The sequence below is a fragment of the Paenibacillus sp. FSL R5-0486 genome (assembly GCF_037975155.1).
Classification (GTDB): Bacteria; Bacillota; Bacilli; order Paenibacillales; family Paenibacillaceae; genus Paenibacillus; species Paenibacillus amylolyticus.
Window position 1 is genome coordinate 2,133,905 of record NZ_CP150237.1, and the last position, 13,587, is coordinate 2,147,491.

At 44.9% G+C, this 13,587-nt stretch carries 13 protein-coding genes; 7 read left to right on the top strand and 6 right to left on the bottom strand.

What is annotated here, in order from left to right; all coding sequences use genetic code 11:
* Window positions 1-108 precede the first annotated feature (108 nt).
* From yfkAB to MKY01_RS09720, 5 genes are all read left to right on the top strand, one after another.
* Window positions 109-1,245: a radical SAM/CxCxxxxC motif protein YfkAB gene (yfkAB, locus tag MKY01_RS09700; protein ID WP_155985059.1), complete on the top strand. Its 1,137-nt coding sequence runs from the start codon at window positions 109-111 to the stop codon at window positions 1,243-1,245.
* A 46-nt stretch (window positions 1,246-1,291) separates the two neighbouring features.
* Window positions 1,292-2,644 (top strand): hemolysin family protein, encoded by a 1,353-nt coding sequence (locus tag MKY01_RS09705; RefSeq protein WP_315370728.1) that lies wholly within the window; start codon window positions 1,292-1,294, stop codon window positions 2,642-2,644.
* Window positions 2,645-2,922: 278 nt separating this feature from the next.
* On the top strand, window positions 2,923-3,162 hold the full coding sequence (locus MKY01_RS09710; protein WP_047842304.1) for a spore coat associated protein CotJA: 240 nt from the start codon (window positions 2,923-2,925) through the stop codon (window positions 3,160-3,162).
* Window positions 3,152-3,427, top strand: a complete 276-nt coding sequence (locus MKY01_RS09715; protein ID WP_036669913.1) for a spore coat protein CotJB — start codon at window positions 3,152-3,154, stop codon at window positions 3,425-3,427. The genes MKY01_RS09710 and MKY01_RS09715 overlap by 11 nt, the downstream gene beginning before the upstream one ends.
* Window positions 3,428-3,525: 98 nt before the next feature.
* Entirely contained in the window at window positions 3,526-4,095 is a 570-nt protein-coding gene (locus MKY01_RS09720; RefSeq protein WP_036669914.1) for a manganese catalase family protein, read from the top strand.
* Between the two features lie 166 nt (window positions 4,096-4,261).
* On the opposite strand, the gene MKY01_RS09725 is transcribed toward MKY01_RS09720, so the two are convergent.
* The 5 genes from MKY01_RS09725 to MKY01_RS09745 form a co-directional block, all read right to left on the bottom strand.
* Entirely contained in the window at window positions 4,262-5,323 is a 1,062-nt protein-coding gene (locus MKY01_RS09725) for a YrpD family protein (protein WP_127544323.1), read from the bottom strand.
* Between the two features lie 297 nt (window positions 5,324-5,620).
* On the bottom strand, window positions 5,621-6,613 hold the full coding sequence (locus MKY01_RS09730; RefSeq protein ID WP_339286361.1) for a 3-oxoacyl-[acyl-carrier-protein] synthase III C-terminal domain-containing protein: 993 nt from the start codon (window positions 6,611-6,613) through the stop codon (window positions 5,621-5,623).
* Window positions 6,614-6,667: 54 nt separating this feature from the next.
* Window positions 6,668-7,018 (bottom strand): hypothetical protein, encoded by a 351-nt coding sequence (locus MKY01_RS09735; RefSeq protein ID WP_036609902.1) that lies wholly within the window; start codon window positions 7,016-7,018, stop codon window positions 6,668-6,670.
* A 186-nt stretch (window positions 7,019-7,204) separates the two neighbouring features.
* Window positions 7,205-7,573 (bottom strand): carboxymuconolactone decarboxylase family protein, encoded by a 369-nt coding sequence (locus tag MKY01_RS09740; protein ID WP_017689521.1) that lies wholly within the window; start codon window positions 7,571-7,573, stop codon window positions 7,205-7,207.
* A gap of 12 nt (window positions 7,574-7,585) precedes the next feature.
* Window positions 7,586-9,217, bottom strand: coding sequence for a thiamine pyrophosphate-binding protein (locus tag MKY01_RS09745; protein WP_339286362.1), 1,632 nt, complete (start codon window positions 9,215-9,217; stop codon window positions 7,586-7,588).
* Window positions 9,218-9,628: 411 nt separating this feature from the next.
* On the opposite strand from MKY01_RS09745, the gene MKY01_RS09750 reads away from it, so the two are divergent.
* Window positions 9,629-10,600 (top strand): Gfo/Idh/MocA family oxidoreductase, encoded by a 972-nt coding sequence (locus MKY01_RS09750; protein ID WP_282322078.1) that lies wholly within the window; start codon window positions 9,629-9,631, stop codon window positions 10,598-10,600.
* Window positions 10,601-10,779: 179 nt separating this feature from the next.
* On the opposite strand, the gene MKY01_RS09755 is transcribed toward MKY01_RS09750, so the two are convergent.
* Window positions 10,780-12,498, bottom strand: a complete 1,719-nt coding sequence (locus MKY01_RS09755; RefSeq protein WP_100529464.1) for a methyl-accepting chemotaxis protein — start codon at window positions 12,496-12,498, stop codon at window positions 10,780-10,782.
* A gap of 293 nt (window positions 12,499-12,791) precedes the next feature.
* On the opposite strand from MKY01_RS09755, the gene MKY01_RS09760 reads away from it, so the two are divergent.
* A complete protein-coding gene (locus MKY01_RS09760; RefSeq protein WP_047844222.1) occupies window positions 12,792-13,478 on the top strand; it encodes an HAD hydrolase-like protein in 687 nt (228 codons plus the stop codon).
* Window positions 13,479-13,587 lie beyond the last annotated feature (109 nt).

Below are 13,587 nucleotides of genomic sequence, written 5' to 3' on the forward strand. Positions count from 1 at the left end.
GGAGCATTCAAAATTGTGCTATGATAAAAGATAACTCCAAAAAGAGAAACACAAGGTATGATGTAAATAAAACTTTTTAGGTTAATAAAAGGAATAAGGTGAAGAACAATGACCATGCTAAACTCAGGATCGGTACAACCGATGCCTTTATCGCCAACGAATGATCCGTGGGATCCGATTGGCTCTCTGCGTACATATGGACGCCATGTGTTGACCAGTGTAGAAATGACTGTGACACATCTGTGCAACATGCGGTGTGAGCACTGTGCCGTAGGAGATATGCTTACGATGCGTGAAGCGCCGGCTCTTCCATTACCGCTGATGCTAAAACGATTGGATGAAGTGGAGCATCTGCAGACGATTAGTCTGACGGGTGGCGAGCCAAGCTTTAGCCAGAAAACAGTGGATGAGATGATCATCCCGCTGCTCAAATATGCCAAGGAACGTGGAATTCGTTCCCAGATCAATTCGAATTTAACGCTGGATATCAGCCGATATGAGCAACTTTTGCCGTATCTGGACGTTATGCATATCTCATTCAACTACCTGAATGCTGACGATTTCCATCAAGTCGGATTTGCGAATAGTGGCAGACCTGTGAAACGTGAAGTCGCGGTGAAGATGTATGAGAAAATGATTGAAAATTCCCGCAAATTAAGTGAAGCAGGCATGTTTATCTCTGCCGAGTCCATGATTAACTTCCGTACACACGACAAGCTGGATGGTATTCATCAATTGATTCGTGAGATGGGCTGTGTTCGTCACGAAGTGCATCCAATGTATAATTCGAACTTTGCTTCGTCGTTGCCCGTGTTATCACTGGACCATATGAGAGCAGCGATTCATCGTTTGCTTGATGCACGTGACAAAGATATGTGGATGCTCTTCGGTACTCTGCCATTCTTCGCGTGCAGTGCAGCAGAGCAGGATCGGGAACTGATCAACCGTTTATACAGCGAACCAAATGTGACGGTACGTAATGATCCGGACGGACGCAACCGCGTTAACGTCAACATGTTCACGGGTAATGTGTATGTGACCGATTTTGCGGACATCCCGGCGTTTGGCAACATTCGTGATCGTAAACTGGATGATGTGTTCCATGAATGGTCAGCTGAACATCCGTTGAACCAAACGGTCAATTGCCATTGCGATATCGCATCCTGTTGCGGACCAAACCTGCTGGTGGCAGATATGTATTACAAGGGTGTGGATTTCAAATCGAGAAAGGCAATCACACGTTGATATTCCAGGTGTATTCCTGAAATAGATAGAAAAGGGGAGTTTCAACTTGGATATTCATACCGAATTTCATCTTGGGCAGCTGGTATTTAATCTGGTCTGTGTCTTTTTGCTCGTATTTTTGAATGGCGTATTTGTCGCAGCGGAATTTTCCCTTGTGAAAGTAAGGCAGACACGCTTAACTCAATTGCAGAGTGAAGGAAATCGTATGGCTGGTTATGCACTGAAGGTGAATAGTAAACTGGATTCCTATCTATCGGCAACTCAGTTCGGGATTACGCTGACATCGCTTGGACTCGGGTGGCTGGGAGAACCGGCCATCTCCGAATTGCTCGTTGAGCCACTCATGTTTAAACTTGGTGTAGGAGATACAGGGCTTATTTCGACCGTGTCGGTCATTATCGGTTTTTGTATCATTACGTTTCTGCATATTGTGCTGGGTGAGCTTGCACCTAAATCGTTGGCAATTCAAAAAACAGACGGAGTGGCATTGTTTTTATCTGCGCCCTTGCTGTTGTTCTACAAAATCTTCTTCCCGTTCATCTGGGTACTGAATGTATCGGCCAATGCATTGCTGCGTCTAGCGGGTATCGAACCTGCCAGTGAAGGCGAAGCCCACTCGGAAGATGAACTTCGTATTCTGATGAAGCAGAGCGCCAAAAGTGGTGTCATCGATAAAGATGAGATCAAACTGATGGACAACATCTTTGATTTCTCCGATATGCTGGCACGTGAAGTGATGCTGCCACGTACAGACATGGATTGTTTGTACACGCATATGTCTTTGGAAGAGAACTTGGAGATCATTAACGCAACCAAACATTCCCGGTATCCCGTAGCAGTAGAAGACAAGGATGAGATCATTGGATTTATACACATCACCGATCTGTTGCTGGCTAAACCGGAGCAACAACATGATCTGGCGTCACTCGTCCGTCCAATCTTAAACGTTCCTGAATCCATGGAAATCAGCCATGTGCTGCGTCTCATGCAGAAGAAACATTCACAGATGACGCTGGTTGTGGATGAATATGGCGGCACAGCTGGATTGCTGACTGCGGAAGAAATTCTGGAAGAGATCGTTGGAGACTTGTATGACGAGTTTGAGGATGAGCGTCCGCATATGGAACGGAGTGGAGATTCATTTTCCATTGATGGTCGTTCGCTTATTGAAGAAGTTCATAAGTGGACCGGAGCCATCATTGAGGATGAAGAAGTGGATACCATCGGCGGATGGTTGTTTAAAGAGCTCGGGGGCAATCCATCCAAGGGGAAAACGCAGGAGCTGAATGGGTACGTTTTTGAAGTGGAAGAATCGACTCGCTTGCGAATTACCCGTGTTCGAGTGTACAAGCAATCTGTCCCTCAAGACATGAATTCGGAACAAAAACCAGCAGAATAGAACTCGTTGCAGGAGTAAGATAAGACGAGCAAAAGTATGAAATGATGCAGATTACGAAGATCTGCCAGGATGTAAGACCTTTGGAAGTTACCTGAAAGGGGAACGAACCGAAGGTCTTTTTTTATTTTAAAGAAGAATTTGGAGAGATTCTGCACATAGTTGAAACGAATTTCGGATTAACTTCGGGGACAGCGTCATATGGATATAGAGACGGGAAGCGGGAAAGAACTCAGTGTTATTCAATATGCACCAACGATGTAATAAGGAGGCGTTGTTTTGTGAAAGATCCGCAGCTTCGTGCTTACGCCCCTTTTGTGGGGCCGTTTGATCCTTGTCCGCCAGTAGCAATTCGGACGTATCTGGTACCTCCGCAGTTATTTATTCCATTTCAGCCCATGGGCTGGCCACAGTACAGTCCGGCAGAAGCATTAAGAGTGGGGACGTTATGGCCTGCATTATACAGCCCTTATACACCAGCCAGATCGAAGGGAAGGAAGGTGGATGTGGATGGAACCTGAAGGAGCAAAAGCGTGCGATACCCAATACTATGAACTGCTGGAGGAGCTTCAGGCTCTGGATTTTGTATTAGTGGAGCTGAATCTGTACCTGGACACCCATCCTGGGGATTATCAAAGCATAGAGCAATATAACAAATTCACGCAAGAACGTACGCGGGTGGCGCAGGAGTTTCAACAATTGTATGGACCACTGATGAACTTTGGTCATGCCTTCTCCAAGTATCCGTGGGAATGGTCTCAGACGCCCTGGCCATGGCAAGTGTGACACATCAGCCTCAGGCTTCCTTGCAGAACTTTAAGGACAGGAAGCCCGAGGGTTAGAAGAAGGGCTGTATTTTAATAACGTAGAGGGAGGCGTCTTACATGTGGGTGTATGAGAAAAAACTGCAATATCCCGTAAGGGTTAGTAAATGTGATCCTCGTATGGCGAAATTGTTGATGGAACAATATGGCGGTGCCGATGGGGAGTTGGCCGCTGCCCTTCGATATCTGAATCAGCGTTATACGATTCCAGACAAGATTATCGGTCTGCTGACGGATATTGCTACAGAGGAATTTTCTCATCTGGAGATGATTGCGACCATGATCTACAAGTTGACCAAGGACGCGTCGGTGGATCAACTGGAAGAAGCGGGACTTGGGCCGAACTATGCTCAACGCGATTCTGCCTTGTTTTATACCAATTCCTCCGGTGTTCCCTTTACAGCTGCCTACATTGCTGCAAAGGGTGATCCAATTGCGGACCTTTACGAGGACATTGCAGCAGAAGAGAAAGCCCGGGCTACATATCAATGGTTGATCGACCTGACCGATGACGTGGATCTGCAGGATAGTCTGAAGTTTCTAAGGGAACGCGAGATTGTGCATTCCTTGCGTTTTCGGGAGGCTGTAGAGATCCTGAAAGACGATCGGGAGACAAAGAAGATTTTCTGAACATTTGGTATAAAGCAAAAAGCAGTCCAATAGGGCTGCTTTTTGCTTTGAAAAGATAGTATTATTAAATAATTAATTTTAAAGTAAACTGGTGTTGGTTAGTTATCATACTGTGGATGGAACTGCTACTTTTCACTTTAGAGCTTCTCTTTCAGATTAACGGATACTAAAGTTGAATGCTGACGGTTTCTTCACCAGGGCTTATATAATTAACACTTACTTTATTGGAAGGCACAGAGTGATATCCTCCGGTTTGTCCACTGCCCCAACTGTTATATATAAGATTGCTTCCTGAATAATAGCCTACAGTGATATCATGCCAGCGAACATTTTTAATGGTTGAACCTGTGTTCATGTTCTCGGGTTTTTGACCAATGGTGGTCATTCGTTTTACTCTCATCCCTATACCGCTTTTATCCCAGCCGCTTACTCCGCTTCTTACAATCGTCGTTGTTAGTTGTTCGCCAGTTGTCGTGATTCCTGATACAGCCAACGTACATTCATTGGGATTCGTCACATAAAATTTCATATAAATATCCTGACCTGATCGATAGCGCGTATTGCTAGGTACCATGGCTCCGTTGGCCAACGTCGTAGGTGACCAGTTATCAAACGCTGTGCTGTATTGCAAACCTGCATCTATCCCATTTCCGTTAGATCCCCAGCCTCCCAGGTATACATAAGGAACATCCGTCGAAACATTACCTTTTACGTATGGGGCACCTGGAATGGTTACATAAGTACTTAACCAGTTATATCCATTATTTGAGAAAACTCTTCGATAAGGACCGGAACCTCCGCTTGGATTAGGCACTTCGGCAGTGGGCGAAATTTGTGTATCATCTTTAACGGCAGATGCTGAAAAATCATTCGTGGATATTCCAGGACCGATAAGTTCTTTTCCGGATGCACTTTGATAGATGTTGTTCTCAACCAGATCATATACTTCTGTCGTCTCTTTGAGTTCCGTCTTGTTAGAGTAAATGGCACCGTCTTCTGCGACATAGATGACATTTCCTCGATCTTCTTCGTCAAGCCGGGCCATCACGTCAGCAATTACTTCTCGCTCATTTCCCGTGATTGATGAATCGATGTTGACTTCGATCCTTTTTTTTAGTTCATTGTTCATGGTGATCGTGTCCATATTACCATCTGCGAATACAAGATTTAATGGAGTTAATAACAAAGCTAAGGATAATAAAGAAGTTAGCGATTTTCTTATCTTCAATCTAAAAACTCCCTCTCTTAAATGGAATGTGTGTTGAATAATTACCAATGCAATTTCTAACTCCGTTTAATGCAGTAGCAACTCATGATAATAGATAGCATTTGAACATAAACATCTCCTTTTATGGGTTTTAATTACTTCTAAATCATAGTTTTTGTGTAATAATATGTAAGTGACCATTTTCACAATAAAAGGTAATAAATTTTCAATGAACGTTATAGGTGGAAAATGAAGAAACAAAAAACCATCTCCAGTAGTGGTACCAGAGATGGTTTTATTGGATTTTGAAGTGTATACCTAATATTCAACCACCATGGCAACATTTTGCCATCCGGCTCCAACGGTCCAGAACAACACTTTGTCACCACGCTGAATCTGACCGGTTGTAACCGCTCGATGTAATGCGATGAACGGACTGCTGGTTGAGGTATACCCGAACTCATCTCCGATATAGACGGCAATATCATCACCAATGCCGACGTTCTCGGATACAGCCCGAATGTTACTAATGGATAGTTGGGAGAAGCAGGCGGCTCTGATCTCGTCTTGTCCAATCTCGTTACGTGTCAACAACGTACGAATGGACTCGGAAGCGGCATCCACACAGATGGAATCATCAAATGGAATGAATTTCACATGAAAGGCACCTGCATCCACACCCGTTTTGCCCAGTTTCGCCAGGCCTTCAGCAGGAAAGAGTGAATTACCATACACGCAGGTATCCGTCTGATAGATTGAATCAATGAAACCGACAGCATGTTCATCCCGCTCTACAATAACCGCCGCTGCTGCATCACCGAAATTGGCGAAGTATACGGGATCATCGGGACTGGCGTGAGGAGCCACGTAATCCGAGCCGATGATTAATGCGCGGCGAATTCGAGGATTGCCCAGCATCTGTCGGCTAACTTGTTCAAAAGCAGCAGTCATGCCTGCGCAGTTGGCGTTACTGTCAATACAGATCGTGTGAGAAGCTCCGTTAATCAGGCGATGAATCATCAGGGAATTCGTAGGAAAGATGTATTCTGGCGTTTGGCTTGCATAAGCAATCAGATCAATATCTGCACCGGTGAGTCCGGTTTTTTCCAGTAGATTACTGGTTGCCTCGTAGGCCATGCTTAGTGAATTTTCGTCATCGTTGTCAATTTTATAACGTGTATCACGACCAAGTGCCTGTAACAATCCACGAATATCTACACCTCTTGCATCAAAATGTTCAATATAAAAATCATTGTGCACCTTGGTTGCTGGATGATAGATATCGATATCTACAATACGAATTCCGGCCATCTTCATTCTCCTCTTGAGCGGAAGGGTGAATTCACAGCTTGTCCGCCTGGTTTATTAAGTGGTAACGGTAGATATGATTTCGAGATTGTCCAGACCGACTGATCGGCCGAGCCGGGACAATTGCATTTTTAGAATCGCGTTGTTCTCGAGGGTCAACACGACTTTTTTATATTCATCTTTTTTGAACAATTGAAGGCAGCCTTCCAGAAGAGGAACAATCTCCGGAGCAGTAACATTCAACTTTTTGCAATCGATGTTCAGGTCATACTCCTTGGTGTTAATAGAAGCGATCGTATCCTGATAGGCCGAGATGGAACGCAAACCGTCTTCTTGAGAGAAAGAACCCTCCAGTTCAATGTTTAACACCTTGTTTGGAACGTCAGTCTTCAGAATGAAATTTCCCATGTTTGATCTCTCTCCTTTAAATGAGTTAAGGCTATCCTGTTAGTGGATACACAGCCCATTGGGCCTCTGCCGAAAGCTTCTAAGATGCGAGCTGGTTCGAAGGATAATTTAACCATATTATAAAGGTAGGAATGTAAAAAGATCAATAAAAAAGTCGAATCGTGTATAAAAATGTAGAAAAGTGAATTACTGTATTTCATCCAAGGTGGCAAGCAAAATATTAAATGCACTTATAATGCGTGGAGCACCCACACATGGCGCCAGATGTAGCAATATTCCCTTGAGCTGATCCACCGTCACTCCCACGCTTAGAGCCATCGTGTAATGTACGCCCAATTGTTCATACTGTCCTTGGGTGATCAACGAAGAGATGATAGCAACTTCCTTCCATTGATCCGTAATCGTGGTGCGCTGAAAAATATCCCCGTATGCCGTCCCCATAATAAATTCCGACAATTCGGGAAAATGTTCTTTGATGGGGGCGAGCGCTCTTGCACCGTACTCCCCAGAAAGTTTGGCGAAACGGTCTAGTCCCTGAGCTACATGTTCACTCATGATATGCTCCTCCTAATTCAAAGTTACGGTGCGGTGAGCTGTGGGTGGAATTTCATCTCGATCGGTCAGAAGCTCAATAACAGTTACCTGATTCAACGTCTGGGCTGTGTTCAGCGCAGATGAGAATTCAGCAAGGGTTTCTGCTCGAAACGCAACCGCACCGAGAGATTCGGCAAATTTGGCAGCATCCATAGGAACTTCATATAATGTGCCATCAATTCTGCCGGTTGTTTTTTCCATTCCTTTGAGTGCCATGTCCAGTTGTTTGTTGTTAACGACAATGAAAATGACGTTCAGATTGTTGCATACCGCGGTATGGATCTCCGTCCCCAGCATCATGAAACATCCATCCCCGGTGATACATACAACGGTCTCTTCAGGTGAAGCGGCCTTTGCACCTATCGCCATACCAATGGCGTTCCCCATGCAGGCAAAGTAAGCGTCAAACACAAAGCTTCCTGGTTTCTTGACTTTATATCGCTGAACTGCATGAAATCCATGGCTGCCATCATCAACAAACAGCTTATGATCGTACGGAAGCAGATCGCTCATTCCATCTAGCACAGAAGCCAGAGACAGTTGGGGGAGATCTGGTAAAGGGACAGTGTAATCCATCGGTGCCGTGGTTCTCACAGGAGTAGGGAGGTCTTCTAATGTGCCCAGCAAATATTGCAGGTTGTCCTTCAAATCACCGGTGATATGTAAGGTTTGAGCGCTCAGAATCTTGCCTACAAATGTAGGATCAGCGTCAAATTGAATGAGGTGTGCCGGGTGATGTTCAGGCTTCAGATTGCAGAGGGTCATGTCACTTAGACGTGAACCGAGTACGATATAAAGGTCACTTTGGTTCAACATGTCGTCTGCATGTGGGAAACCTCCAACACCACAAGGTCCATGGTACAGGGGATGGTCCCACGCAATCGCTCCTTTTCCACCAGGAGTAGTAATGACGGGAATGTTGAACGATTCGGCCAATTGAAGCAATTCATCATGGGCTCTGGCGCGACTTACACCTTTACCAGCAATAATTAAAGGGCGATTGGATTGTTGAATGAGAGGAAAAATGCGATTCAGATTAGATACGCTAAGCAGAGGTTCCGGTTCGGGAATGACAATCCGGCATTGGGATAACAATTCGGTCTGTACGTCAAAAGGAATACAGAGGTGAACAGGGCCTTTATTAGGGCCGAGTGCAATGGAAAGGGCATGATTCAACAGTGTTCCGAAGTGATCTCCACGCTCAACCAGTTTGCTGAATAGCGTAGCAGGCCTGAACATTTCAGCCAGATCAGCCAGATAGGAAGAGGAATCCTGACACTGGGGTAGCCCCAGTTCCTGAATGGATTGATGACCCGTAATAAACAGTACAGGCAGATTGTTGGCCTTTGCATGGGCTGCTGCAGTAAGCAAATTGGTTCCGCCTGGACCGGATGTGGCAAAGGCAACGCCGAGTTTACCTGTCTGTAATGCATAACCGGATGCGGCAAAACCTGAGCTGGATTCATGACGGCCTGGAATGAACTCTAATCCGTAATCCACCATTTTCAGTACAGCAGGACAGATGGATTTACCAATAATACCAAAGACATGAGTAACGCCTAGATTACGCAGAGTTTCTGCCAAATAGTCCGCAACTGTTCTCATGCGGGACACCTCGCTTCATGAAATAGGTTATTAGAACCATACGCATATTCCATTTATTGAATGCAAGTTACAGTCTAAGGTTGTAAGAGGAAATATTCATTGTTATTAGGAAGAGTATCTTTTTTTGTGGTTTTTTGTCAACCTGTTTTTGTGAGTCTAAATTCCTGATTCTTAAGTTGGTAACGCTTTAAGTATTGCTGGATAAAGTAAAAATAATTGGTTATATATCCCTGCAACGAATTACCCAATCACAACGAAGTTACAAATAATGTAAAAAAATGACTGTAAATGATGAATTTCAGCCTCTAATAGCGACTTGAAAGCTAGAGGTTTATTTTTTTTCGTATCAATGCATCGCATTCGCAATTCTTTGCTTTCTGCTATACTGGAAAGGAATTGGGAGGGGATGGAATGACAGTCATCAAGATGGCTTTGATTGGGCTGGGTAAAATGGGACTACATATGGTTCATCTAATCGAGAATACCAAGATGGACACGGAGATTGAGATTGTAGCGGTGTGTGATGCGAATGAGGAAGGTTTGGCGTCTTTTGCAGCTTCTCATCGGGGAGTTAGGACATATACGGATTACAAGCAATTGATGAATGAACATCAGATTGATCTGCTGTATATTGCAGTTCCGCCGAAATTTCATTATCCGGTTGTCATGGAAGCGCTGGAGCGCAAAATTCATGTATTCTGTGAGAAACCACTTGCCAATAGTGTAGAAGAAGCCAAAAAGATGCTGGATGCAGCAGAGCAGGCGGGCGTTGTTCATGCCATCCATTTCTCGATGCCGCATGAACCTTCCGTGCTGAAGTTGCAAGAGATGATTGAGCAGGGTACAGTGGGGACTATTCGCAAAATAGATCTCATTTTGCAATTCCCGCAGTGGCCACGATCATGGCAACAGAATGCATGGATTATGAGCCGGGAACAGGGTGGATTTATTCTTGAAGTGGGGATTCACTGGATTCATATGATTCAAAAAGTGTTTGGTGCCATCCGGGTTGTTAGCACTCAGGTTCAATATCCTGAGAATGGAGACTGTGAACTAGAAGTACAGGCTGCAATGGAACTGGAAGACGGGACTCGAATTCAGCTAAATGGCATCTCTCAATTTGCGGGGGAAGAACGTGTATCCATGGTGGTGTACGGCACAGAAGGCACGATTGCTCTGGAAAATTGGGAAGAATTGAAGACGGGTCTGGTGGGGCAGCCACTGTCTCCAGTGGAAGTGCTTGAATCCGCCAGTGAATTGCCGGTTCTTAAACATGTCATTGCCCGTATACAGGGCAAACCAGCTAAGATATATGATTTTAACGATGGGTATCAGGCACAATTGGTACTGGAAGCGTTGCGAAACACAGAACAATCGAGATAAGAAAAGGAGTGCTTAGGTTTTTTCATATGAGGTGCACGGTGTACCTTTTCCTGATTCAGCTCTCCTTAACACAAAGAAGCATCGCAGAGGCTCGGGTGAGTCTGTCTGCGATGCTTTTTTCCTTTGATATATGCTCATGATACAGCTATTTAGATACTCGATCAGTATGTTGATTCAGTTCAAGCCAGCTTGAATTGCTTAACCAGCTGATCAAGTGCATCGGACATTTCATTCAACTGCTTGGACGTGTCAGACATTTCCTGCAGAGAAGCAAGTTGTTCCTCCGTCATCGCAGATACTTCTTCCGTGGCTGATGCAGTATCTTCCACAACAGCCGATACTTCATTGATGGACTTCATCACAGCCTCACTACCGGAAGTTAACTCCTCGACAACAGCAGATACCTCCAGAACTTCACCACTGAGGTTATGAATATGCTGAGTAATGGTTGAAAAAGCATTACCTGCATCCTCAATGGTCCGCAACCCTTCATTCACATGTAGAGTACTCTCATCAACCACCTGCACCGTACTTTGAACACCTGCTACCACGGTTTCCAATATACTTGTAATCTCTTTCGCTGATGTTGCACTTTGGTCTGCAAGATTACGGATTTCCGCGGCAACGACAGCGAAGCCACGTCCATTTTCCCCAGCGCGGGCAGCTTCGATTCCGGCGTTAAGTGCAAGCAGATTGGTTTGTCTCGCAATACCCGACATTGAATCTGCAATGTTGATCACTTGATCAGACATCTTCGAAATTTCATTAATGGCTTCCTGTACAGAGAGGAAGGATTGCTCAATGGAACTCATTTTACCTACAGCATTATCAATGCGCTGTTGCCCATCCACGGCAATGGATTCGGTACGAACTGCACGGCCTGCCACGTCACTTGCCGAGGAGGCGACACGATTAAGCCCGTTGAGGGATTGCTGCATCGCAGCTACCATGGTTTGTGTAAGAGCAACCTGTTCATCAGCGCCTTCAGCGACACGTTCCATGGCAGTGGCAACTTCTTTTCCTGCAAGATGGCTATCGGCAACTCCTTTATCCAATCGATCCGAAGCTGTGCTCAGAATCATGGCATTGCTCTGAACGTCCAGCATCATTTGCTGCAAACCAGTGAGCATTGTATTGGCCGCCTCCGCGAGTTCACGAGTTTCGTCTTTCATTGGCGTAGCGATTCTCAGTGTCAGGTCACCATTGGAAGAACCGATGTCATTTAATGCCTGCTTTACGGTACGAATGTTTCTAACAATGGCACGTGACAGGACCAAAGCAGTGATGAACGAGATAATGGCCACAACGATAAGTGCCCCATACAGTTCCAAGTTCAGTAGTGTGTTTTTTTGCTTCAGTGCTTCTGTACGGTTATCGGTTAACGTATGCTCGTTGGTTCGAAACGTATCGAGAGCAGTCCGAATCTGGTCCATGTCTCTTTTACCTGGATCATCTGCGAAAAAATCTCGAATGGCCTGTGTATTATTGGCTTGGCGAAGGGCGACCATAGGTTCACCAGCGACCTGGACCCAGTTCTCCATATTAGTATGTATGTCTTCCAAAAGTGCAAGTTGAGCCGGATTATCCGAAATTAAAGCAGCAAGTTCATCTCTGAGTGTAATAAGTTGCTCTTTTCCTTGGGTGTAGGGATCGAGATAGTTGTCCTGACCCGTGATGATGTATCCGCGTTGACCTGTTTCCATATCTACCATGTTTCTTTCGAGTTCATAGGTGAGGGCGTGTACCCTCATATCGTGATCGACCAGAAAATCCAGTTCCCGTTGGAGCTGACTTGTGCTGTTCTGAATCAGCAGGATGCAACCAGCCAGTACAGCCAGTACGAGTAAATATCCTAATCCGATCTTATAAAAAATCTTAAAGGTCTTTCGCTTTTTCATGTTTGTTATTCCTCTCTATGGGGTATATGTAGTTGTCGAAAAAACCGGAAATGTGATAATTGTAGGTCTTTAGATTAGGTGTCTAAAGAACTATTTTTTAGTATTATACGTAAAGAAACTTCTTTTGTATATAGTTTGTTTAACTAAAATATAACGTTTGGTTAATGCTGTATAAGGTTGGGGTTGATGATGTTTTACAATCGTTGGTTTACACGTTCAAACGTTATGTTTATCATGGGAAGGGAACGATTCCAATTACATATACAATATCCCAATCCGAAAGGAACATTGGCATGAATAAAGAGAAGGTATTGCTCAAACCGGAAGCGATGATTTTTGACATGGATGGTACGCTGTTCCAGACAGAGACCCTGTTGTTGCCAGCTTACCAGCAACTATTTGATACATTGCGTGCCGAAGGGCACTTTGAAGGAGAAACTCCACCCGAGGAACGGATGCTGGGAAGTTTGGGCATGTTGCTCGAAGATATATGGAAAGTGGTTATGCCTGAGGCGTCGGAAGCGGCACATCGCCGTGCAGACGAACTGTTGCTTCAACTGGAGATTGAGGGGCTTGATCAAGGAAGTTCTCAATTGTATCCTGGGGTGAAAGAAACACTGCAAGCATTAAAACAACAAGGAGTGCGTCTTTTTGTCGCAAGTAACGGGCTGGAGGACTATGTGAAGGGTGTGGCGTTTGCACACGAGATTATGCCTTTCTTTGAAGGGGTATACAGTGCAGGCCAGTACAAGACTCCTTCCAAGATTAATCTGGTGCAGATCCTGCTTGAGAAACATCGTATTCAGGACGCATGGATGGTAGGGGATCGCTCTTCTGATGTGGAAGCGGGTAAAATGAACGGTCAGGCAGTCATCGGCTGTGCCTATGCCGGGTTTGGTCGTGATGAGGAGCTTGCAGGTTCAGATGTGCTCATCTCTGATTTTACAGAACTGCTACGTCTGTATGATGAAGCAGAGTAGCCTCTACGCTGTATACGTTTACTGAGATTTAAGATTACGAACCAACTGATATGAACCTGTAGACTCAACGAAAATTCGTTGAATACAGGTTTTTTTGTTTGGTCATGCA

Excerpts from the sequence above, each read along its gene's own strand:
- yfkAB (WP_155985059.1), top strand. The coding sequence starts at position 109 with ATGACCATGCTAAACTCAGGATCGGTACAACCGATGCCTTTATCGCCA.
- MKY01_RS09715 (WP_036669913.1), top strand. The coding sequence starts at position 3,152 with ATGGAACCTGAAGGAGCAAAAGCGTGCGATACCCAATACTATGAACTG.
- MKY01_RS09720 (WP_036669914.1), top strand. The coding sequence starts at position 3,526 with ATGTGGGTGTATGAGAAAAAACTGCAATATCCCGTAAGGGTTAGTAAA.
- MKY01_RS09730 (WP_339286361.1), bottom strand. The coding sequence starts at position 6,613 with ATGGCCGGAATTCGTATTGTAGATATCGATATCTATCATCCAGCAACC.
- MKY01_RS09735 (WP_036609902.1), bottom strand. The coding sequence starts at position 7,018 with ATGGGAAATTTCATTCTGAAGACTGACGTTCCAAACAAGGTGTTAAAC.
- MKY01_RS09740 (WP_017689521.1), bottom strand. The coding sequence starts at position 7,573 with ATGAGTGAACATGTAGCTCAGGGACTAGACCGTTTCGCCAAACTTTCT.
- MKY01_RS09745 (WP_339286362.1), bottom strand. The coding sequence starts at position 9,217 with ATGAGAACAGTTGCGGACTATTTGGCAGAAACTCTGCGTAATCTAGGC.
- MKY01_RS09750 (WP_282322078.1), top strand. The coding sequence starts at position 9,629 with ATGACAGTCATCAAGATGGCTTTGATTGGGCTGGGTAAAATGGGACTA.
- MKY01_RS09755 (WP_100529464.1), bottom strand. The coding sequence starts at position 12,498 with ATGAAAAAGCGAAAGACCTTTAAGATTTTTTATAAGATCGGATTAGGA.
- MKY01_RS09760 (WP_047844222.1), top strand. The coding sequence starts at position 12,792 with ATGAATAAAGAGAAGGTATTGCTCAAACCGGAAGCGATGATTTTTGAC.